14 protein-coding genes, 4 tRNA genes and 2 pseudogenes are annotated in these 21,275 nt (G+C 65.0%); 5 read left to right on the top strand and 15 right to left on the bottom strand.

What is annotated here, in order from left to right; translation table 11 throughout:
* Positions 1-25: 25 nt before the first annotated feature.
* The 8 genes and pseudogenes from ACLHZ1_RS11095 to plsY all read right to left on the bottom strand — a co-directional run bounded on the left by ACLHZ1_RS11095 (position 26) and on the right by plsY (position 4,108).
* The gene (locus ACLHZ1_RS11095) at positions 26-364 is read right to left on the bottom strand and encodes a YegP family protein (RefSeq protein ID WP_427262132.1); all 339 of its coding nucleotides are present in this window, start codon (positions 362-364) and stop codon (positions 26-28) included.
* A 305-nt stretch (positions 365-669) separates the two neighbouring features.
* Positions 670-1,179, bottom strand: a complete 510-nt coding sequence (locus ACLHZ1_RS11090; protein ID WP_427262131.1) for a DUF1993 domain-containing protein — start codon at positions 1,177-1,179, stop codon at positions 670-672.
* A gap of 124 nt (positions 1,180-1,303) precedes the next feature.
* Positions 1,304-2,647: a potassium channel family protein gene (locus ACLHZ1_RS11085; RefSeq protein WP_427262130.1), complete on the bottom strand. Its 1,344-nt coding sequence runs from the start codon at positions 2,645-2,647 to the stop codon at positions 1,304-1,306.
* A 337-nt stretch (positions 2,648-2,984) separates the two neighbouring features.
* Positions 2,985-3,060, bottom strand: a tRNA-Asn gene (locus ACLHZ1_RS11080).
* A gap of 45 nt (positions 3,061-3,105) precedes the next feature.
* Positions 3,106-3,181: transfer RNA gene (locus ACLHZ1_RS11075), tRNA-Phe, on the bottom strand.
* A 4-nt stretch (positions 3,182-3,185) separates the two neighbouring features.
* Positions 3,186-3,261: transfer RNA gene (locus ACLHZ1_RS11070), tRNA-Thr, on the bottom strand.
* 51 nt (positions 3,262-3,312) lie between these two features.
* A tRNA-Phe gene (locus ACLHZ1_RS11065) sits at positions 3,313-3,388 on the bottom strand.
* 47 nt (positions 3,389-3,435) lie between these two features.
* Positions 3,436-4,108, bottom strand: a pseudogene (gene plsY / locus ACLHZ1_RS11060) (glycerol-3-phosphate 1-O-acyltransferase PlsY).
* Positions 4,109-4,262: 154 nt separating this feature from the next.
* Between plsY and folB the strand changes: the two are divergent.
* The 3 genes from folB to ACLHZ1_RS11045 all read left to right on the top strand — a co-directional run bounded on the left by folB (position 4,263) and on the right by ACLHZ1_RS11045 (position 7,192).
* Entirely contained in the window at positions 4,263-4,634 is a 372-nt protein-coding gene (folB, locus tag ACLHZ1_RS11055; protein WP_427262129.1) for a dihydroneopterin aldolase, read from the top strand.
* Positions 4,634-5,152: a 2-amino-4-hydroxy-6-hydroxymethyldihydropteridine diphosphokinase gene (gene folK, locus ACLHZ1_RS11050; RefSeq protein WP_427262128.1), complete on the top strand. Its 519-nt coding sequence runs from the start codon at positions 4,634-4,636 to the stop codon at positions 5,150-5,152. The genes folB and folK overlap by 1 nt, the downstream gene beginning before the upstream one ends.
* A 267-nt stretch (positions 5,153-5,419) precedes the next feature.
* A complete protein-coding gene (locus ACLHZ1_RS11045) occupies positions 5,420-7,192 on the top strand; it encodes a methyl-accepting chemotaxis protein (protein WP_427262149.1) in 1,773 nt (590 codons plus the stop codon).
* 266 nt (positions 7,193-7,458) lie between these two features.
* On the opposite strand, the gene mdtD is transcribed toward ACLHZ1_RS11045, so the two are convergent.
* Both mdtD and ACLHZ1_RS11035 read right to left on the bottom strand, forming a co-directional pair.
* Positions 7,459-8,865, bottom strand: a complete 1,407-nt coding sequence (gene mdtD, locus ACLHZ1_RS11040; protein WP_427262127.1) for a multidrug transporter subunit MdtD — start codon at positions 8,863-8,865, stop codon at positions 7,459-7,461.
* 10 nt (positions 8,866-8,875) lie between these two features.
* Positions 8,876-9,481, bottom strand: coding sequence for a TetR/AcrR family transcriptional regulator (locus tag ACLHZ1_RS11035; RefSeq protein ID WP_427262126.1), 606 nt, complete (start codon positions 9,479-9,481; stop codon positions 8,876-8,878).
* A 67-nt stretch (positions 9,482-9,548) separates the two neighbouring features.
* Here ACLHZ1_RS11035 and ACLHZ1_RS11030 point away from each other — a divergent pair, with 67 nt between their 5' ends.
* Together ACLHZ1_RS11030 and ACLHZ1_RS11025 are read left to right on the top strand one after the other, a co-directional pair.
* Entirely contained in the window at positions 9,549-10,616 is a 1,068-nt protein-coding gene (locus ACLHZ1_RS11030; protein WP_427262125.1) for an efflux RND transporter periplasmic adaptor subunit, read from the top strand.
* The gene (locus tag ACLHZ1_RS11025; RefSeq protein WP_427262124.1) at positions 10,613-13,711 is read left to right on the top strand and encodes an efflux RND transporter permease subunit; all 3,099 of its coding nucleotides are present in this window, start codon (positions 10,613-10,615) and stop codon (positions 13,709-13,711) included. The genes ACLHZ1_RS11030 and ACLHZ1_RS11025 overlap by 4 nt, the downstream gene beginning before the upstream one ends.
* A gap of 39 nt (positions 13,712-13,750) precedes the next feature.
* On the opposite strand, the gene ACLHZ1_RS11020 is transcribed toward ACLHZ1_RS11025, so the two are convergent.
* The 5 genes and pseudogenes from ACLHZ1_RS11020 to acnB all read right to left on the bottom strand — a co-directional run bounded on the left by ACLHZ1_RS11020 (position 13,751) and on the right by acnB (position 21,074).
* A complete protein-coding gene (locus tag ACLHZ1_RS11020) occupies positions 13,751-14,890 on the bottom strand; it encodes a CobW family GTP-binding protein (RefSeq protein WP_427262123.1) in 1,140 nt (379 codons plus the stop codon).
* Positions 14,891-14,958: 68 nt separating this feature from the next.
* Positions 14,959-16,362 carry a D-arabinono-1,4-lactone oxidase gene (locus ACLHZ1_RS11015; protein WP_427262122.1) on the bottom strand — a complete coding sequence of 468 codons (1,404 nt, stop codon included), beginning with the start codon at positions 16,360-16,362 and terminating at the stop codon, positions 14,959-14,961.
* A 116-nt stretch (positions 16,363-16,478) separates the two neighbouring features.
* Positions 16,479-16,580 (bottom strand): annotated as a pseudogene (locus ACLHZ1_RS11010) (LysE family translocator); the annotation flags it as partial.
* A gap of 78 nt (positions 16,581-16,658) precedes the next feature.
* Positions 16,659-18,176, bottom strand: coding sequence for an EAL domain-containing protein (locus ACLHZ1_RS11005; protein WP_427262121.1), 1,518 nt, complete (start codon positions 18,174-18,176; stop codon positions 16,659-16,661).
* A 300-nt stretch (positions 18,177-18,476) separates the two neighbouring features.
* A complete protein-coding gene (gene acnB, locus ACLHZ1_RS11000) occupies positions 18,477-21,074 on the bottom strand; it encodes a bifunctional aconitate hydratase 2/2-methylisocitrate dehydratase (protein WP_427262120.1) in 2,598 nt (865 codons plus the stop codon).
* Between the last annotated feature and the right edge of the window lie 201 nt (positions 21,075-21,275).

Below are 21,275 nucleotides of genomic sequence, written 5' to 3'. Positions count from 1 at the left end.
CCCTTCACTGCGGCGCCAGGGGGGATCAGGAGGCCTGGGTCAGGTCCTTGATGGTCTCGGAGGGGCCGTTGCTCTGCACCGAGGCGATGCCGTTCTGGGCCGAGGCCTGGCTGGCATACATCTGGCTCGACCCTATCACCTGATGATTCTTCGCCTTCAGGTTGAAGTGATACTTGCCGTTGGCCGCCTCTTTCAGCTCGTACTGCCCCGCCTCGGGGGCGTTGCTCTGCACCGAGGCGATGCCGTTCTGGGCCGCCCCCTTGCTGCTGTACATCTCGCTGCTGAGGATCACCTCCCCGTTCCCTGCCTTTAACACGAAGTGATACTGGTCGTTCCTGGCCAGCTTGAGCTCATACCATCCCATGTGGACATCCTTATGTTGAGTGACAGTCCCCCATAAGCTAGCCCGATCCTGATGACCGCCATATGACGGGGGCGGGAGATGGCCAAAAGAGGCCGTTTTCGCCATCCGCTGCGCCGCTTACTGTCGCGCCCGGGGCGGCGCCAGATCCGATAGCCAGCAAGCTTGGCCAAGGGATGGGTCACGGCGTCGTCATCCAGCGGCTCAATCCCAAGGCCATGATCGCCACCCTGCCCCTCCCCCAATGAGAAGGGGCCTGCCACCCCGGCAGGCCCCTTCTGCGCAGAGACCGTCAAGCCGATGCGACCTTACTCGGGCTGATGGAACGCCAGGGCCCCCAGATAGTCCCCCTTGCCCAGCTCGACCCCGGCCCGGCGCAGCAGGGCATAGGTCATGGTGAGGTGGAAGTAGAAGTTGGGCAGCGCGTACTCGTAGAAGCAGGTCTTGCCATCCATCCACTTGCCATTAGCCCAGTAGGGGGCGTATTTGCCGCTCTCGAACTCGCTGTAATCGGCATCCAGCTTGCAGGTGAGAAAGTCGATGGTGGCCTGGATGCGCCCGCGCAGATCCGCCATGGTGCGAGGCTCGTCGGCAAAGCCGGGATTGTCGCCGTGGCTGGCGGTCGCCACGCAGGCCTTGGCCGACTCGCAGCAGATCAGCACCTGCTTGCTCAGGGGGAACATGTCGACGATCAGGCGATCGCCGAAGAAGTTGTCGACATCGTATCCCTTGGCCTCGGCATGGGCCGCCGCCTTGACCAGCAGCCGGTCCAGGTTGGCGAGCATCTTGATAAACTGGGCGGTAAATTCACGATTCATGATGGCTCCTCGATAAAGGCTGGGCTCGCCGCCACGTTGGCGGCGCCGCTCACTATACTGCCTTTTTCGAGGGAAACGTCAGCGGGAAGATGCACCGGATCCGGCAGGATCCGGTCAGGGGTATTCAGTACTGCTTGGTTTTTGACGCGAAGCCGGCGAGGAAGAGACCGGTCAGAAACATGCCGCAAAATGCCTCTATGGCGGAGAGCAGCTGCAAGGGGGAGGCGGTCTGGGAGATATCGCCGTAACCCAGGGTCACGAAGGTGACGATGCTGAAGTAGAGGGAGCGCCCCAGCTCATGATGGGTGACGGAGGCGGGCGCCAGAAAATAGGTCAGTGCCGCCAGCAATATGACCCCCATGGACATGAGCAGACTGCGGATGGGCCGCTCGCCAAAACCCCAGGTGATGAAGCTGACGAACTTGGCGGCGCACTTCAGATAGCAGCGCAGGGAGAACCCTCCCCGCTGGCGCAGGCCACTGCGCAGCCAGCGCTCCTTGAACAGCTCTTTTGGCCGGGCCAGGGACTTCATCTCATGCAGCTTCTCTTGGTAATAACATTCACCGGCATCGACCGTGTCCCCCACGCTGGAGAAGAGGCGCTTGGCATTGCGGTACAACTTGCTGGCTTCGCTGTGATCGATCCGGCCATTCTCGTTGTAGCTCACCTGCACCTTGTCCAGGTTGGTGTGCTCCATGGTGGCATCGAAGTGCTTGGCGCGAATGGTGAAGTTTTTCAGCACGGCCCGGGAGGAGTGAAACCGCATCTCTTCACACTCTATGGTGAAGTCCTGAAACACCCCCTCCTCCAGGGCCAGTTCCCGCTTCTTGGCCCAGGCCCTGTGGTCCCACAACAGGGAATCGAACAGATCCAGCCCTATCACACCGCCGTTGATGCGCACCCCCTTGGCGGAGCAGTGCCACAGATAGACCTTGGAGTTGTTGACGGCACTGTCCAGGGAGAGCTCGTCGAGGCAGGTGAAGTCGAGCAGGCGGCCGGAGATGATGGAGCTCTTGAGGGCGATGCCGCCGATGTTGAGCAGGCGATGCCCGCCCAGCACCTGGGCCTCCCCCTTGTTGTTCTCGGAGACGGAGAGCAGGCTCTGCACCCGCTTCACCTCCTCCTTGCCGTGCTTGCCGGCCAGCCACATGGCATAGGGCTCGAAGCGCGTCTCCGAACGAATCAGACCACTCTTGCGCAGGGACTCCAGCGCGCTCGAGGCGGTCTCATAGAGGCGAGTCCTGTCATCGCTCATGTAGACGCAGAGGCTCAGCACGCAGCGCGAGCTGATGAATCTGGCAATGCCTATCTGGAAGATCACCCCCTTGTCGATCCGCTGCTCCAGCATCCAGTCGTTGAAATGGGGCAGGGAGGCCACCAGGAAATCCCAGATCATGGGGTAGTCATTCTCCCGGCGCCACTCGTTGAACTGTTCGGGTGACAACTGCCAGAGCTCGGTTGCATTCATACATTACCTCGATAACGGCTAGGTTCCGCCGGTCATCTCCGGATGGCGGGCTGCGCCACTCTCCAGAGCGCGGCGTACCGGGCATCAGGCCATTGACCCCGCCGACCACCGGGGCTGACCCAAATCAGGGACGGCGTAACCAGGGCCCGCCGCGCGGTCATACTAGGCGAGAAATGGAAGACAAGTCACTGACAGGAAAGATATATTTTGAGCGATGCGACAATTTTCTGCGCGAGAGCCCCAGGGTTCCCCCGCCGCCCTGAGTTCCCCCCTGTCACCCGGCCGGGCAGGCAAAACACCAAAGAAAAAGCCCAGCATGGCTGCTGGGCTTTTGTGTTGGCTCCTCCTACTGGACTTGAACCAGTGACATACGGATTAACAGTCCGCCGTTCTACCGACTGAACTAAGGAGGAATTGTACTTCGGAGACGGGATATCGCTATCCCGACGTCCTTTGTTTGGTGCCCAGAGACGGAATCGAACCGCCGACACGGGGATTTTCAATCCCCTGCTCTACCGACTGAGCTATCTGGGCTAAATGGTGCCGGCTACCGGAATCGAACTGGTGACCTACTGATTACAAGTCAGTTGCTCTGCCTACTGAGCTAAGCCGGCACACTCAAACCATTGTGCATGAACATATTTTTATTTCATGGCACCAAATCTTGGTGCCCAGAGACGGAATCGAACCGCCGACACGGGGATTTTCAATCCCCTGCTCTACCGACTGAGCTATCTGGGCGTGGCCGCTATTAAACGGATTTTGCCCTTGGGGGTCAACGGGAAATTTTACTTTTTGTCTCGTTCGTCTCTTTTTTGCACAGCAAACCCCTTTTTGTGCAATTCCCCGGCAGACTCACCCCCCGTCGGCCCCGTCCCTGCGCCACAACCTGGGCTCCTCCCCCTTGAGCAGGCGGGAAATATTCTCGTGATGGCGGATCAGGATGAGGCAGGAGAGCAGGGAGACCGGCAGGGTGTATTCCGGCTTGAGCAGGTAGGCAAACAGGGGCGCCAGCAGCACTGTCACTATGGAGGCCAGGGAGGAGTAACCGCTGATCAGGGCCACCAGCAGCCAGCTCGCCACCACCAGGGCCCCCATGTCCAGCCCGATGGGCAGCATGGTGCCCAGTGCTGTCGCCACGCCCTTGCCGCCGCGAAAATGGAAAAACAGCGGATAGATGTGACCCAGACAGGCGGCCACCCCGATAAAGCCGAGATAGACGGGCTTGATGCCGAGGAACCAGGAGAGATAGACGGGGGCCGTGCCCTTGAGCATGTCGAGCAGCAGCACAGCCAGGGCGGCGCCGCGACCGCCGAGGCGCAACACATTGGTCGCCCCCGGATTATGGGAACCATGATCCCGGGGATCCGGCAGGCCCGTGGTGCGCGACACCAGCACGGCACTGGACAGGGATCCGCCCAGATAGGCCAGAATAATCATCAAAATCGTCAGGGCCGTCATCTTGGTCGTTTTTACCACGATATGAATGGGGTATGATGCGGGCCACATTCTCCGGCTCGGGCTACCCGGGCCGTTCGCCAATGGCACGTGATCTGCCAGGCCAGCATCCCTGCGCTGTTTCACAGCCCATCAAGAGTAAAGAAGAAGTACTGTCATGGACAAGGTGTTTATTCGTGGACTCGAGGTTTTGAGCACTATCGGGGTGTATGAGTGGGAGAAGGGCATCCGCCAGAAACTCTGCTTCGACCTCGAGATGGGCTTCGACAACCGCCCCGCCGCCGCTGGCGACGACATCAATCTGGCGCTGGATTACGCCACCCTCTCCCAGAAAGTATCGGAATACGCCAGCACCAGGGTGGTGGAACTGGTGGAGACCATGGCCGAACAGGTCGCACACCTCATCCTCAGCGACTTTCGGGTGCACTGGGTCAAGGTGACCCTGACCAAGCCGGGCGCCGTGCCCAACGCCGCCGGCGTGGGAGTCGAGATCCTGCGCCACCGCACCCCGGCCGCGAGCGAGTGCTGATGACAAGGATCTATATCAGCCTGGGTTCCAATATCGAGCGGGAGCGCCATATCCGTGCCGGACTGGATGCCCTGCATCGGCTGCTGGGGCCGCTCCAGGTCTCCCGGGTATTCGAGAGCGAGGCGGTGGGCTTCAATGGCCGCCCCTTCTACAACCTGGTGGTCGGCGCCGACACAGGGCTGGCCCTGAGCGAGCTCTGCCAGCGGCTGCGGGCCATGGAGTTTGCCCACGGCCGCGAGCCCGACGCCAAGAAGTTTGCCCCCCGCACCCTGGATCTCGATCTGCTGCTCTACGGCGATCGGGTCTGCGACGCCCCCCTGGTGTTGCCCCGCGGCGAGATAGTGACCAACGCCTTCGTGCTCTGGCCCCTGGCCGAGCTGGCGCCGACCCTGCGCCACCCCGAGAGCGGCGAGACCATGGCCGCGCTCTGGGCCGGCTATGACAAGGCCTCCCAGCGCCTCACCCCCATCCCCTTCGACTGGACGCCGAGCGGCGCCCTGGCCGATCTCCGGGCCTGATCCCCGCACCATGGTCACCCCTCTCCCGATCGCGCCCCACGCCCTGATCGGGAGAGCGGCAGACTATTTCCCTGCATGACGGCGGGATGGCAGAATCCTTCGAATCCCAACCCCGTCACTGGCAGAAGAAAAGGCCAAAGCACCCTTCAGGATCCACCTTCAGCGCCGATACGCTGACCATCTCCTTTGTCCCTTGAGGTCGTCGTGAACGTCAAACAGAAACTCGTGTTGTCCGCCATCCTGGTGGCCGGGATCCAGGCCACCGTCATGGGGGCCATGTTCTACTTCTCCGGACAGGAGTCGCGCAGCAACGCCGAGATGCTGCAGGCCAAGCAGGTGGAGGCCGACCTCATCGCCCTCACCCTGCAGGAGAGGGAGTTCCTGCTGAGCCGGGATCCCGCCGCCGCCACCGCCTTCACCACTCAGAGTGACCAGGCCAACCGCCTGCTCGCCGAGATGGGCCAACACCACGGCGGCGCCCAGCAGGCCGACATTCTGGCCTTTGCCAGCCAGCTCAAGGAGTACAGCCGCCAGTTCGAGACCCTGCGCGCCCAGCAGGAGAAGATAGGCCTCACCCCGACCAGCGGCCATTATGGCGCCCTGCGTCAGGCCATCCACGCCCTGGAGCAGGAGCTCAAGGCCCGGAGCCAGCAGCAGGAGAGCCTGCTGATGCTGCAACTGCGCCGGGACGAGAAGGACTTCATGCTGCGCCGCGACATCGGCTATCGCGCCAAGTTCGAACAGAACCTGGCCCCCCTGGCCCAGGCGCTCGCCGGCGAACCGGCCCTCGCCGCCCTGCTGGAACGCTACCGCCAGAACTTCCTCGCCCTGGTCACAGAGGAGCAGCGCCTGGGCCTGAGTGCCAACGAGGGGCTGAGGGCCGAGCTCAATCGCAGCGCCGAGCAGATGCGCCAGGCGGGCATCACCCTGACCCAGGCCCTGACCCGGGAGGCCGACGCCACCCATGATCGTACCCTCAGGGTCATGGTGCTGCTCTGCATCCTCGGCATACTGGCCGCCCTCGGCCTCAACCTGCTGATCGGCCGCGACGTCATGACAGGGCTGCAACGGCTGGCGGACACCATGCGCCGGGTCACCGCCAGCAGCGATCTCACCCTGCGCGCCCGCATCGGCTCCAGGGACGAATTTGGCGCCATGGGCCGCGACTTCGACACCATGCTGGAGCACTTCAATCAGGTCATAGGCCAGGTCGTCGCCTCGGTCACGGATCTGGAGCGCCTCACCGCCCAATTGCAGCGCAACGCCAACGCCGCCCAGGAGGGCACCCAGCAGCAGTTGCAGGAGAGCGATCTCGTCGCCACCGCCGCCACCGAGATGGAGAGCACGGTGCAGGAGATCGCCAGCAACACGGAGAGCGCCGCCGAGAGCGCCCGCACCACCAACCTGAGCGCCCAGCAGGGCCGCGAGAGCGTAGAGACCACCATGGCGGTGATCCACTCCCTCTCCGCCAAGCTGGAGGCCTCGGGCCAGGAGGTGATCGCCCTGGCCGAGGAGAGCCGTCAGGTAGGCAACGTGCTGGAGGTGATCCAGGCCATCGCCGAGCAGACCAACCTGCTGGCCCTCAACGCCGCCATCGAGGCCGCCAGAGCCGGCGAGCAGGGACGCGGCTTCGCCGTGGTCGCCGACGAGGTGCGCAACCTGGCCATGCGCACCCAGCAGAGCACCAGCGAGATCGCCGCCATCGTCTCCGGCTTGCAAGCCCGCACCCAGAGCGTGGTCAACCTGATCGGCGAGTGCCGCACCCAGGGGGAGCGCAGCGTCGAGGCCGCCGGGGAGGCCAGCACCCAGCTCGCCAACATCACCCGTCAGATGGACCAGATGATGGACATGAGCACCCAGATAGCGACCGCGGTCGAGGAGCAGAGCTCGGTGGCGAGCGAGATCAATCGCAACGCCGTGGTGATCCGCGACATCGCCAACGACGCCCTGACCCAGGCCGAGCAGAACAGCCGCGCCAGCCAGAACGTGGCCGAGCAGGCGAGCCTGCTCCACCGGGCGGTCGATCAGTTCAGGGTCTGATCCCCAGACCCCAAATAAAGAGAGGGCGGCCAGGGCCGCCCTCTCTGTTCGCCTTCCATTACCATCACCCTCACTATCACCGCCACCCTCACCATCAGGCCGGGTCTTCGCGTCGACGCGCCTTCGTATCGTCTTTGGCAAGCAGGGCGAAGATCATCGCGGCCTGCATCACCCTCACCATCAAGCCGGGTCTTCGCGCCGACGCTCCTTCGTATCGTCTTTGGCGAGCTGGGCGACGATCATCGCGGCCTGCATCACCCTCACCCTCAGGCCGAGTCTTCGCGCCGACGCGCCTTCGTATCGTCTTTGGCAAGCTGGGCGAAGATCATCGCGGCCAGCATGGCCATCAGGCCGATGCAGAAATAGGTGAGGTGGAAGCCATGGAGCCACTGCTCGCTGCTGGAGGCGGCAAAGAGCCCGAGCAGGCTGGCGGCGATGGCGACCCCCAGGCTCATGGAGAGCTGCATCACCACCGAGAGCAGACCGTTGCCGCTGCTGGCGTGCTCGGCACTCAGATCCTGCAGGGTGAGGGTGTTCATGGCGGAGAACTGCAGAGAGTTGATGGCGCCGAACACCCCGAGCCAGCCGAGCAGCGCCCAATAGGGCAGATCGTTGTCGATCAGGGCGAAGCTGGCGATCAGGGCCCCCAGCAGCAGGGTATTGCCCACCAGGATGCGGCGATACCCGATGCGGGGGATCAGCCTGTTGACCAGGGTCTTGGTCAGCATGGCGCCGAGCACGGTCGGTATCATGGTCATGCCGGCCGCACTCGGCGAATAGCCCAGCCCCAGTTGCAGAAACAGCGGGGTGAGAAACGGCATGGCGCCGCTGCCCAGGCGGGCAAAGAGGTTGCCCCAGACCCCGATGGCGAAGGTCTTGGTCTGAAACAGCGCCAGGCTGAACAGGGGCCGCTCGGCGTTCGCGGCGTAGAGCCAGTAGCTCGCCATGGCCGCCAGGCCGGTGATGAGCAGCAGCAGGGACCAGCCGGTGGAGAGGCTGTGCTCCCCCAGCCCCTGCAGACCCACCGACACCAGCACCATGCCGGCGCTGAACATCACGAAGCCGCGCCAGTCGAACCTGGGGGTCTCGCGCCGCATCTCCGGCATGTAGTACCAGCTGGCGATGAAACCGAGCAGCCCCACCGGCAGGTTGATGAGAAACACCCAGTGCCAGCTCGCCACCTCCACCAGCCAGCCCCCCAGGGCCGGGCCTATGAGGGGGCCCACCAGCCCGGGGATGGTGACGAACGACATCACCCTGAGCAGATCCCCCTTGCTGAAGGCCCGCAACACGGCGAGCCGGCCCACCGGCATCAGCAGGGCGCCACCCACCCCCTGCAGCACCCTGGCCGCCACCAGCAGCGGCAGGGTATTGGCCAGGGCGCAGGCCAAAGAGCCCAGGCTGAACAGGGCGATGGCCCACAGATAGACGCGGCGGGTGCCGAATCTGTCCGCCAGCCAGCCGGAGGCGGGAATGAGCAGCGCCACCGTCAGCATGTAGGCGATGACCACGGACTGCATCTGCAGCGGGCTCTCCCCCAGGGTCTTCGCCATGCTCGGCAGCGCCGTGTTGAGGATGGTGCCATCGAGCGTCTGCATGAAGAAGCCGACCGCGGTCAGCCAGGGCAGCCACTTGAGTTGGGCCGCTGAGAGTTCCGGGTGTGGCTGCGTCATGGTCTCTCCGTCAGGATTGGGGGGTCGAGGCGCTCAGAAACAGGTCGATGCAGCTGTTCAGCCAGGCCTCCTGCTGGGCCGGGCTCTCCATCAGGGGCAGGCCCAGTTCGCGGCGGATCCTGTCCTTGCCCTGCCACATCAGCAGCAGTTGCAGGGCGGCATCCTGGCTGTCGGGATGGTGAAGCAGGCCCAGCCGTTTCTGGCGCTCCAGCCACTGTGCCAGGATCCCGAGCACTTGCACCGGCCCCGCCTCGAAGAAGAGCGCGGACAACTGTTCATCGTTGCTGCCAACGCAGGTGCGAAAGATGTTGATCGCCTGCTCGCTCAGCACCAGGCGGCGAAAGCCGCGCCCGAACAGCAGCAGGCTCTCGCGCACCGAGCCGCCCTGCTCCAGCAGGGCCGCAGAGAGCTCGTCATTGTGACACTTGGCCCCCACCGCCTCGGCGAACAGCAGCTCCTTGCTGGTGAAGTGGCTGTAGACCGTCTGCTTGGAGACGCCGGCGGCGCTGGCCACCATGTCCATGCTGACCTGATGGGGGCCCAGCTCGCAAAACAGCTGCCCCGCCGCTTCCAATATGGCTGCCCGCTTCTTCTGACTGCGCGGTGACTTGTTCATTTTGCCTCCAAATCAAACTAGACTGTACGGTATGGTCTGAATACTAAATCAACACAAGGATGATGTCATGGCGCTTCTGCTACTCGCGCTCTTGCTGCTCACCGGCTGCGGCCCGGCCAGTCAGGAACTGGCGACCCCCACCCCGACCCGGGTCACCGCCCTCCCCCTGCAAACGAGCGATCACTATCCGGAGCTGCGCCGTTACACCGGCCGGGTCGTGGCGCCCCAGGAGGGGGCCGTCGGCTTCGAGCTGGCGGGGCGGATAGCCTCCCTGCACAAGGCGCGGGGCGATACCTTCGCCGCCGGGGAGCTGCTCGCCACCCTGGATACCCGGCTGCTGGAGGTGGAAGCCCGCGAGCTGGCCGCTCGCCTCGGCCAGAACCGGGCCGAGCTGACCCTGGCCCGCCAGACGCTCACCCGCCTCGCCACCCTGCGCCAGCGCCAGTTCAGCTCGGATCAGGAGATTGACGAGTGGCAGGGCAAGACCCGCATGCTGGAGGAGAGCGCCAGTCAGATAGCGGCGGCGCAAGAGGCCAATCAGGTCCGTATCGACAAGTCCCGCCTGCTGGCGCCCTTCAGCGGCACCGTCGTGAGCCGGGAGCAGCCCCTGGGGGCCGTGGTCAATGCGGGCCAGCCCCTGTTCACCCTGATCCGCACCGGTCACTGGGAGGCGGACATCGGCATTCCCGCCGAGCTGGCCGCCACCCTGAGCCCGGGACAAAGCTACCCGCTGCAGGCGGCGGATCGCACCTTCACCGCCCGCCTGGTCAACCTGGGGATCCGGGTCGATGGCCGCACCCACACCCGCAGTGCCCGCTTCGCCCTGGGAGAGGACGCCGCCATGCTGGCCGAGGGCCAGCTGATCAGCCTGCTGCACCAGACCCCCAACGCCATCGACGCCTATGTGGTGCCCCTGACCGCCCTGACCCAGGGGATCCGGGGCGGCTGGACCCTCTATGTGGCCACCCGTACTCCCGAGCCCACCATCGTCAGCCGGGATGTGCGCCTGTTGCAACAGGACGGAGCACGCGCCTGGATAGAGGGGGCCCTGCAGGGGGATGAGCGCATCGTCATGGACGGCCTGCACAAGCTGGTGCCGGGTCAGCGGGTGACGGTGCAGGAGGCGACCCCATGATCCGCGCCTTCATCGACAACGGCCGGCTGGCCCTGCTGGCGGTGGCCCTGCTGATCGCCGCCGGGCTGGCCGCTCTCCAGAGCCTGCCCCGCACCGAGGACCCCCAGATCATCAGCCGCTTCGCCAGCGTGGTCACCCCCCTGCCCGGCGCCAGCGCCGAGCGGGTCGAGGCCCTGGTGAGCGAGCCCATAGAGAACCGGCTTAGGGCCCAGAGCGAGGTCAAGCTCATCGAGTCCCACTCCCGCCCCGGCCTCTCCATCATCCAGGTCGAGCTCAGGGACGAGGTGATCGAGGTGGTGCCCGTCTGGTCCCGGATCCGGGACCGGCTAAGCGATCTCACCCCCCAGCTGCCCGATGGGGCTGGCGCTCCCCAGCTCAACGACGAGAAGGGCTACCCCTTCACCCGGCTGGTCAACCTCAGCTGGCGCGGCCCCGGCCCCATCCAGTTGGATCGCCTGGCCCGCTACAGCGCCGAGCTGGAGCGGCGGGCACGCATGCTGCCCGGCACCCAGTACGTGGAGCGCACCGGCGCCCCCGAGGAGGAGATAGAGGTCATCTTCGATCCCCTGGCTCTGGGCGCCGCCGGGCTCGACGGCCCCACCCTGGCCCAGGCCCTGCGCGGGGCCGATGCCAAGGTGAGCGCCGGGGAGTTGCAGGGGCGCAACAACCGGCTGCTGATTGAGTTGCGAGGCTCCCTCGATACCCTGGAGCGCATCCGCCAGATCCCGCTGCGCACCGACGACCTGGGCCGGACCCTGCGCCTTGGCGACATCGCCGAGGTGAGGCGCGGCATCCGCCAGCCCGAGAGCCAGCTCGCCTTCGCCAACGGGGAGCGGGCCATAGTGGTCGGCATCCGCATGGCCCAAGACAGGCGCATCGATCTCTGGTCGGCCCAGCTCGATGCCATGCTGGCCGACCTTGCCGCCAGCCTGCCGGACAACATAGCCCTGACCACCAGCTTCGATCAGCGCCAATATACCGAGCGCCGCCTCTCGGACCTGCTGATCAACATAGGCCAGGGGTTCGCCATCATCATGGGGGTGCTGCTGCTGACCCTGGGGATGCGGGCCGCCCTCATCGTCAGCCTCTCCCTGCCCCTGACGGTGGCCTTCACCTTCGCCTGCATGAACCTCATCGGCCTGCCCATCCACCAGATGTCGGTCACCGGCCTGGTGGTGGCCCTCGGCATCATGGTGGACAACGCCATCGTCATGGCGGATCGGGTGCAGTATCAGCGTCGCCACGGCATGGGGGTGACCGCCGCTGCCATGGAGGCCATCCGCCACCTCTGGCTGCCGCTGCTGGGATCCACCCTCACCACCCTGCTCGCCTTCCTGCCCATCATACTGATGCCGGGCCCGGCCGGTGAGTTCGTCGGCGGCATCGCCTGGGCGGTGATCTTCTCCTTGATCGGCTCCTACCTCATCTCCCACACCCTGGTGGCCGGCCTGTCGGCGCGCTGGGTCGCCCCTCAGGGAGGCAGCGCCTGGTATAGAGATGGCCTGCACCTGCCCGCCCTGGCCGCCCGTTTCGAGCGCAGCCTGGAGTGGGCCCTGGCCCGCCCCCGTACCAGCCTGCTGCTGGTCTGCCTGCTGCCCCTCGCCGGTTTCTGGGCTGCCGGCCGCCTGACCGAACAGTTCTTCCCGCCGGCGGACAGGGACATGATCCACATAGAGGTGAGCCTCTCCCCCCAGGCCAGCCTGGGTCACACCCGCGCCCTGGTGGCGGCCATGGAGCAGACCCTGGCCCGCCACCCCGAGCTGGTGCGCCAGGACTGGGTCATAGGTGACAACGCCCCCAGCTTCTATTACAACCTGGTGCCCCGTCAGCAGGGCCGGGTCGACTATGCCCAAGGCATGATACGGTTTCGGGATCTCGCCAGCGCCAACCGCCTGATCCCCCAGCTGCAGCAAGAGCTGGACACGGCCTTCCCCCAGGCCCAGATCCTGGTGCGCAAGCTCGAACAAGGCCCCCCCTTCAACGCCCCGGTGGAGCTGCGCCTGTTCGGCCCGGACCTGCACCAGCTCCACCGCCTCGGGGAAGAGGTGCGCGCCCTGCTCGCCGATACCCCGGATGTGATCCAGACCCGGGCCACCCTGCAGGCGGGGGTGCCCAAGCTGTGGCTGACGGTGGACGAGGAGGCCAGCCTGCTGGCGGGCATGAACCTGGGTCAGCTCGCGACCCGGCTGGAGGCGGCCCTGGATGGCCGCGTCGGCGGTGCCGTGCTGGAGGGCACCGAGTCTATCCCTGTCCGGGTGCGGCTGGCGGCGAGCGAGCGCCAGGATATCCAGGATCTGCTCAACCAGCCCCTGAGGGATGGCGAGGGGGGCACAGGGCTGACCCTGCGCAACCTGGCCAGCGCCACATTGAGCCCGAGCTGGGGGGAGATCAGCCGCCGGGACGGCGAGCGGGTCAATGTGCTGGAGGCCTACCTGAGGATGGGGGTGCTGCCCCAGACGGTGCTCAACCAGGTGCGCCAGCGGCTGGATGAGGGGCAACTGGCGCTGCCGGCGGGTTATCGGCTGGAGATAGGGGGCGAGTCGGCCAAGCGGGACGAGTCCGTGGGCAATCTGATGGCCCATGTGGGCCTCATCGCCGTGCTGCTGCTGGCGGTGCTGGTGCTCAGCTTCAACTCGTTTCGCATGGCGGGGGTCATCATGCTGGTGGCACTGCAATCGTGCGGGCTGGGGCTGCTCTGGGTCTGGTTGCTCGGCTACCCCTTCGGGTTCACCGTCATCATCGCCCTGCTCGGCCTGATGGGGCTCGCCATCAACGCCGCCATCGTCATACTGGCGGAGCTCAAGGCAGATCCCCTGGCCATGGGGGGGGACAGGGCGCAGATCCGCACCCTGGTGGCCGGTTGCAGCCGCCACATCGTCTCCACCACCATCACCACGGTCGGCGGCTTCCTGCCGCTGCTGCTGGGGGGCGGCGGCTTCTGGCCCCCCTTCGCCATCGCCATCGCCGGGGGCACGGCCCTGGCGACCCTGCTCTCCTTCTACTTCGCGCCGGCCGCCTTCCTGCTGCTGCGCGGCCAGGGAGCCCGCCAGGCGGCGGACCGCCAGCAGAGGCCGCCCCTGGGACAGACTGGCTGACGCGCAGGCCCGGGGCGGCTCGTCATGCCGCCCTCAGGCTCAGGCGTCCGGCGAACCCAGCATCGCCTTCAGCCGCTGCTCCAGGCTCGGCTCCGGGGCCTTGAGGGTCGAGAGGAACAGAGCCTCGATAGCGGCCTTGTCGGCGCGCCTGACGATAAACACCAGCCGGGACTGGGCACGCCCCTCCGGCCAGTCCCCCAGGGTCTGCAACGGATAGAGCTGGCCATGTACCCCGTGGATCACCACGGGCTGGCTCTCCCCTTCCAACTGCAATATGCCCTTGAGCCGCAGCAGGGCGTCGCCAAACTGCGCCTGCACCGCATCGATGGCGGCCAGCAGGCGGGACGGCTTGAGGGGCTCGCCGATGCGCAGGGAGAAGCTCTCTATGTTGCCATGGTCAAAATGCGTGGGGGCGGCGGCCCCCACCTTGGCGGCGAACGGCTGCATCTTGGGTTGCATTATCTGCTGCATTGGGGATGCCAGCCCCTGTTTCGGGGACTCGGTGCGCAGCCAGGCCAGCAGCTGGCGCACGTCCCGACCGGCCGCCTCGTTGTAGGCGCCGAGCTTCTCCAGCACCACAGGGGAGAGCACGCCGTTGCTGACCCGCTCGACGGGGGCCGCCGGGTTGAGGGTCGCCAGCCGGGCCTCCACCCGAGCCAGCGTCTCCTCGTCCACCAGATCCCCCTTGCTCAGCACCAGCAGATCCGCCAGGGCCACCTGTTTGACCGCCTCGTACTGGGCCGCCAGCTGCTGCTCGATATGACCGGCATCCACCACGGTGACGGTGCCGTCGAAGCGGTAGCGCTGGGCGATAAAGCCCTCTTCCTTCAGGGTAAAGAGCACAGGGGCGGGATCCGCCAGGCCCGTGGTCTCTATGATGAGCCGCTTGAAGGGTTTGATCTTGCGCTGGATGGCCTTCATAAAGAGCCCCTGCAGCGCCTCCACCAGGGAGCCCTGTACCGAACAGCAGATGCAGCCGGAATCGAGCAACACCACCTGCTCGTCCACCTGCTGCACCAGGTGATGGTCCAGCCCCACGGAGCCGAACTCGTTGATGAGCACGGCGCACTCACCGAGCTCGGGCTGCTTGACCCAGTGGTTGAGCAAGGTGGTCTTGCCGCTGCCGAGAAACCCGGTCAGCAGGGTCACGGGAATTCGAGTGTCTTGCCTGTCTGTCATAACGGTTACTCCCCCCGCCCGGCAGTGTGATGCGCGCGGGTGTCTGGCCTATGGGTCATGTTCAATGCTCAGCGGTTGGCGAACAGCTCGCCAAGCCAGCGGTTCTCGAAGCGGCCGTGGGGATCGAGCTCGCGCTTCAAGGCCAGGAAGTCGTGCCAGCGCGGCAGCAGGGCCGGGAAGTCGTAGAGATCCATCGCCAGGTGCTTGCCAAAATGCGGCGTGCCGCCAAGCGGCACCAGCAGCTGCTGCAGCTCGCGCATCTGCTCCATGGAGCCGCCGACGAAGGTGCCGTCCGCCGCCAGATAGACCAGGAACCCTATCCAGCACACCGACTTGCCATAGGCGGCGCTGAGCCAGGCCTCGGAGGGGCCGGTGCAGCGCAGGATGAAGGGGTAATGCAGTGCCCCCGGGTTGCGCTCCTGCCAATGCTGCAGGATCTCGAGGGCCTCCTGCATCCGCTCGAGGGGCACCGCCACCTCGCAGTTGATCTGGGGCGCCGGTATCCCCTTGCAGAGGATCTGGTAGACGTTGCCCACCAAGTCAGAGGCATCCTTGAAGCGGCGCACCGTCTCGAAATGCTCCCCGGCCCGCGCCTCGTCCTTGGTATCTCTGGCCATCTTTTGCAGGGTCGCATCTATGGTGCTATTGAGGCCGGCGCTCATGGCGCCGTCTGCGCCCTCCAGCAGCAGTGGCTCGCTGCCCCCGGCGCGGTAACGGGCCACCTCGTCATCGGAGGCGGGATCCACCAGCCAGAGGTGACTCTCACCGGTCCAGGCGAACCACCAGCTCTTCACGAAGCCGTGCTCGCGGTTGAGGCGCTCGTTGTGTTCCAGCAGGAAGGGGTAGTCGGTGGTGAACTTGGTGCAGCGCATGATGCGGTTTGGCACTGTGCGCAGGCGCACGTCGAGCAGCACGCCGAGCATGCCCATGCCCATCACGAAGGCGCCGAAGCGCGGATCCGTGCGTTCCACACTGATGATGTCGCCATTGGCCAGCATGATGGTGAGGGCCTCCACCGCATCGCACAGGGCGGACTGGTGCAGCCCCTGGCCGTGGGTGCCGGTGCTGAGCGCCCCCCCCAGGGTCTGGATGCCGATGACGCCGGGGGACGCGGGCAGCATCCTATCCATGGCGATGAGATCGGCATAGACGGTATCGAGGGGGGTGCCCGCCTGATAGGTCACCGTATCGACGGTTTTCGCCAGCTGGCCGCGCAGGTGGTGCAAGTCCACCAGCAGCGCCTGGCTGCCCTCGTCATAGACGCTGTGGATGGGTTCAAACGAGAGGCCGGAGCCGATCAGCCGCAGCTTGCGCTCGGGGTATGCGCGCAGCAGCTGTTGCAACTCGTCACGACTCTTCGGGCGCCACACCTGATCCAGGGCGCCGAGGGGGTTGGTTCGCGACCAGTTGAACAGCACCTCCCGATTGCCAATCGCCTTGATGCTGTGAAATGCCTGGAACTGAACCGTCATACCGCGCCTCATCTGCCTTCAAAATGAGCGGCGATTCTACCGAAAAGCGAGCGCCAAGGCATGAAAAACAAGCCCCTACCGTCGAGGGTGGATAAGGAGAGCCGCTCCTCTTCCCCTCAGCGCGACGGCTGGGTCAGCGCCAGCAGCAGGCCGAATCCCACCAGCAGAGCGCCGACGATCCGATCGATCCGGTGGCGCACCGCCAGCAGACGAGCCCGGCCGCGCCCACGAGACGCTGGCGAGCGGGTTGCACGGCCTGAGGTGCTAAGGGCGTCCCCTCAGGCGAACACGCCCAGCTAGATGACGGGCCCGGCAGCCCGCACCTCGGTCAGCAGCTCGTCGCAGAACTGGCGTAGCGGCATGGGACGACCGAGCAGATACCCCTGCAGGTAGGTCACCTTGCCCTTGAGGTAATCGGCCTGCTCCCGGGTCTCGACCCCTTCGGCGATCAGGTGCATGCCGAGACGGTGGCCGAGATCGATCACGTTGTCGACTATGTGTTCGGAGAGGGACTCGGTGCCGATGCGGCCGATGAAGGATCGGTCGATCTTGAGGTAATCCACGTGGAACTGTTGCAGATAGGAGAGGCTGGAGTGACCGGTACCGAAGTCATCGATGGCCAGCCTGACGCCTATCTCATCGAGCTGGTGAAACAGGGCCAGGGTGCGGGGATCGGCCACCAGCAGTTCCCGTTCGGTCAGCTCCAGCACCAGGACGACTCGGCCCGGGGTGAAGTGAGCGAGAAAGGCGCGACACTCTTCCAGCAGGGAGAAGTCCCGGCAGTGGGCGGCGCTGATGTTGAAGCCGATATGAAAACCATTCGGCAGCATCTCCTGCGCTCTCCCCAGCTGCCTGGCTACTGCCTGCATCAGCAGGTCGGTCATGGGCACTATCACGCCGCACTCCTCCGCCTGAGGAATGAAGAGATCGGGGCGGATAAGCCCGGATGAGGGGTGCTGCCAGCGCATCAGCACCTCGGCCCCCATCACAGTGCCACTGTCGCTGGTCACCAGAGGCTGCAGATAGGGGATGAACTCCCGGGCCCGCAGCGCCCGCTTCAGCTCCCCCTCCATGGAACCGGGGCGCCCCAGCAGCAACCACACCAGCAGTGAGATGGACAGGGAGAAGCCCAGCAGGGTCAAGAGGGTCAACTGCCTACCCTGCCAGAGCGAGAGCCAGATGGAAGGCAGATCCATCCCGGCATAGATGGAGAGGGGATAACGCGTCGATCGGGCGCTATGGGCGGCCAGGGTGGGCAAGCTGGGGTGGCCGCTCACCAGCTGACCCTGATGGTCCAGCCACTCCTCACCCACCTGGAGCAGGACCTCGCCGCCGGGAGGGGCACTCAGGGCCAGCAGTATCTTCAGATAGGTGCTGTCTATGGTGCTGCCCACGCTGCCATACTGGCTATCCGAGCGCAGCGACAGCATGGGCTGATGGCTCAGCTCGGGGGAGCCCGGCAACAGACGCAGCACCCCCTCGCTGTACGCCTCCGGCTCATCCTGCCAGCGCACCTTGCCCACCACAGAGTTGCAATAGACCCCCTGGTCATCGATCAGGTTGATGGTTCGCACGAAGGGAACCAGCGCCGCCTGCCTGCGCAGGGTGAAGAGACTGGATTGGCAGGGGCGGTTGAGCTGCGACATGACCCTCAGGTTGGCGCCCTCGACATGGTCCAGGATCTTCTCCATCAGCTGCACCGCCTGGGCCGCCGCCAGCTCGGACTGCGTGTCCAGGGCGCGCAGATAGCTGGCATGCAGCTCCCACACCCCCACCAACACGGGCAAGGCAAAGACCAGGGCTGCACTCAGCAAACGTCAGACGGGTCTAGAAATATCGAGACCAAATAGAAACATAAGATAAACATACCCATGGGACTGAGAGGGCAGTGGCCACCATGGCTCCGCCTTCACCCGAACGGAAAATGGCGAACATCCATAGCCACAGCCCGGAGGGGCGACATGATACTGTGGTGTTTCTGCTGCTTTTGCGACCTAGATCACCTTTTACTCAATAAGGTCTGACCAGACCGACCGCGGGCCCCATGAACGAAAAGCCCCGGCACAGGGCCGGGGCTCGTCTTCATGCTGAGTGCGCCTTACCGGCGCCCAGCCTTATACCGCTTGCTGCAGGATCACCGCATCGGCCTTCTGGGTGTAGGAGGCGATCTCGTTGAAGTTCAGGTAGCGATAGGTGTCCGCCGCAGTGGCATCCAGGGTCTTGGCGTACTGCAGATACTCGGCAACGGTCGGGATCTTGCCGAGGATGGCGGCAACGGCGGCCAGCTCGGCGGAAGCCAGGTAGACGTTGGCGCCCTTGCCCAGACGGTTCGGGAAGTTGCGGGTGGAGGTGGAGACCACGGAGGCCCCTTCCGCCACGCGCGCCTGGTTGCCCATGCACAGGGAACAGCCGGGTATTTCGATGCGGGCACCGACCCGGCCGAAGATGCCGTAGTAGCCCTCTTCGGTCAGCTGATCCTTGTCCATCTTGGTGGGGGGCGCTATCCACATCCGGGTCGGCAGGGAGCCCTGGAACTTGTCCAGCAGCTTGCCGGCGGCGCGGAAGTGGCCGATGTTGGTCATGCAGGAACCGATGAACACCTCGTCGATCTTGTCACCGGCCACGTCGCTCAGCAGGCGGGCATCGTCCGGATCGTTCGGCGCGCACAGGATGGGCTCCTTGATGGTGGCAAGATCGATCTCGATGATTTCGGCGTACTCGGCGTCCTTGTCCGCTTCCATCAGCACCGGATTGGCCAGCCACTCCTCCATCCCCTTGATGCGGCGGGTGATGGTGCGCACGTCGCCATAGCCCTCGGACAGCATCCATTTGAGCATGACGATGTTGGACTTCAGGTACTCGGCGATGGGAGCCTGATCCAGCTTGATGGTGCAACCGGCGGCACTGCGCTCGGCGCTGGCGTCCGCCAGCTCGAACGCCTGCTCCACCTTCAGGGTCGGCAGCCCCTCGATCTCGAGGATTCGGCCGGAGAAGATGTTCTTCTTGCCAGCCTTCTCGACGGTCAGCAGCCCTTTCTGGATGGCGGCATAGGGGATGGCATGGACCAGGTCACGCAGGGTGATGCCCGGCTGCAGCTCGCCCTTGAAGCGCACCAGAACGGATTCAGGCATGTCCAGCGGCATGACGCCGGTGGCGGCGGCGAAGGCCACGAGGCCCGAGCCCGCCGGGAAGGAGATGCCGATGGGGAAGCGGGTGTGGGAGTCACCGCCCGTGCCCACGGTATCGGGCAGCAGCATGCGGTTGAGCCAGGAGTGGATGACGCCGTCACCCGGGCGCAGGGAAACGCCGCCGCGGTTCATGATGAAGTCCGGCAGGGTGTGGTGGGTCTGCACGTCGATGGGCTTGGGATAGGCCGCGGTGTGGCAGAAGGACTGCATGGTCAGATCGGCGGAGAAGCCGAGGCAGGCGAGATCCTTGAGCTCGTCGCGGGTCATGGGACCCGTGGTGTCCTGGGAGCCGACCGTGGTCATCTTGGGCTCGCAGTAGGTGCCCGGGCGTATGCCCTGCACGCCGCACGCCTTGCCCACCATCTTCTGGGCCAGGGTGTAGCCCTTGCCGGTGTCGGCCACGGGCTGCGGGCGACGGAACACGGTGGAGAACGGCAGCCCCAGGGCCTCGCGGGCCTTGTCGGTCAGGCCGCGGCCGATGATGAGCGGAATGCGGCCACCGGCACGCACCTCGTCGATCAGCACCTCGGTCTTGAGTTCAAACTGTGCCAGCACCTCGTCGGTGCCGTGGCGGCAGATCTTGCCCTCATAGGGGAAGATGTCGATGACATCGCCCATGTTCAGCTTGGCGACGTCCACCTCGATGGGCAGGGCGCCGGCATCTTCCATGGTGTTGAAGAAGATGGGGGCTATCTTGCCGCCCAGGCAGACACCACCGGCACGCTTGTTCGGCACGAAGGGAATGTCGTCCCCCATGAACCAGAGCACGGAGTTGGTGGCGGACTTGCGGGAAGAGCCGGTGCCGACCACGTCGCCGACGTAGGCCAGGGGGAAGCCCTGCTCTTTCAGGGAGTCGATGGTCTTGATGGGGCCGACGGTGCCATCCTGATCCGGGGTGATGCCGGGGCGGGCGTTTTTCAGCATGGCCAGGGCATGGAGCGGAATGTCGGGACGGGACCAGGCGTCCGGCGCCGGGGACAGGTCGTCTGTGTTGGTCTCGCCGGTCACCTTGAACACTGTGACGGTGATCTTCTCGGCCAGGGCCGGACGGGAGAGGAACCACTCGGCGTCGGCCCAGGATTGCAGCACCTGCTGGGCGAAGGCGTTGCCCGCCTCGGCTTTCTCCTGCACATCGTGGAAGGAGTCAAACATCAGCAGGGTGTGGGAGAGACCCTTGGCGGCAAGGGGCGCCAGCTCGGCATGGTCCAGCAGATCGATCAGCGGCTGGATGTTGTAGCCCCCCTGCATGGTGCCCAGCAGCTCGACAGCTTGCGCGGCAGTCAGGATGGGAGAGTGGGTTTCGCCCTTGGCGACGGCGGTGAGGAAGCCGGCCTTGACGTAGGCGGCCTCATCGACGCCGGGCGGGACGCGGGAGGACAACAGCTCTTTCAGAAAGTCTTCTTCACCGGCGGGGGGGTTCTTGAACAGTTCAACCAGTGCGGCGACTTGCTCTGCGTCCAGAGGTTTGGCAACCACGCCCTCGGCGGCACGTTCTTCGACGTGTTTACGGTAGGTTTCAAGCACGACTAATTCCTCTTTGGTCTTTTTTGGGGCTCGCCCAGGCTGGCGGCGATCGTCCTTGCGGGACACCCTTAGGGTGCTCCCCACTATATAAGTTTTAACGAGTAATTAAAATCCAATCCCTGCACACATATTCATCTGCCATGGCTAACCAATTAAACTTGCTGATGTTTTGCCTGTTAACAGAAATAACAGGAAATTCAA

The organism is Aeromonas sobria, from assembly GCF_050266975.1.
Lineage (GTDB): Bacteria > Pseudomonadota > Gammaproteobacteria > Enterobacterales > Aeromonadaceae > Aeromonas > Aeromonas sobria_B.
Note: the sequence above shows the minus strand (reverse complement) of the source record. Positions and strands in the feature narration are given on the sequence as shown.

Excerpts from the sequence above, each read along its gene's own strand:
- ACLHZ1_RS11095 (WP_427262132.1), bottom strand. The coding sequence starts at position 364 with ATGGGATGGTATGAGCTCAAGCTGGCCAGGAACGACCAGTATCACTTC.
- ACLHZ1_RS11090 (WP_427262131.1), bottom strand. The coding sequence starts at position 1,179 with ATGAATCGTGAATTTACCGCCCAGTTTATCAAGATGCTCGCCAACCTG.
- ACLHZ1_RS11085 (WP_427262130.1), bottom strand. The coding sequence starts at position 2,647 with ATGAATGCAACCGAGCTCTGGCAGTTGTCACCCGAACAGTTCAACGAG.
- folB (WP_427262129.1), top strand. The coding sequence starts at position 4,263 with ATGGACAAGGTGTTTATTCGTGGACTCGAGGTTTTGAGCACTATCGGG.
- folK (WP_427262128.1), top strand. The coding sequence starts at position 4,634 with ATGACAAGGATCTATATCAGCCTGGGTTCCAATATCGAGCGGGAGCGC.
- ACLHZ1_RS11045 (WP_427262149.1), top strand. The coding sequence starts at position 5,420 with ATGGGGGCCATGTTCTACTTCTCCGGACAGGAGTCGCGCAGCAACGCC.
- mdtD (WP_427262127.1), bottom strand. The coding sequence starts at position 8,865 with ATGACGCAGCCACACCCGGAACTCTCAGCGGCCCAACTCAAGTGGCTG.
- ACLHZ1_RS11035 (WP_427262126.1), bottom strand. The coding sequence starts at position 9,481 with ATGAACAAGTCACCGCGCAGTCAGAAGAAGCGGGCAGCCATATTGGAA.
- ACLHZ1_RS11030 (WP_427262125.1), top strand. The coding sequence starts at position 9,549 with ATGGCGCTTCTGCTACTCGCGCTCTTGCTGCTCACCGGCTGCGGCCCG.
- ACLHZ1_RS11025 (WP_427262124.1), top strand. The coding sequence starts at position 10,613 with ATGATCCGCGCCTTCATCGACAACGGCCGGCTGGCCCTGCTGGCGGTG.
- ACLHZ1_RS11020 (WP_427262123.1), bottom strand. The coding sequence starts at position 14,890 with ATGACAGACAGGCAAGACACTCGAATTCCCGTGACCCTGCTGACCGGG.
- ACLHZ1_RS11015 (WP_427262122.1), bottom strand. The coding sequence starts at position 16,362 with ATGACGGTTCAGTTCCAGGCATTTCACAGCATCAAGGCGATTGGCAAT.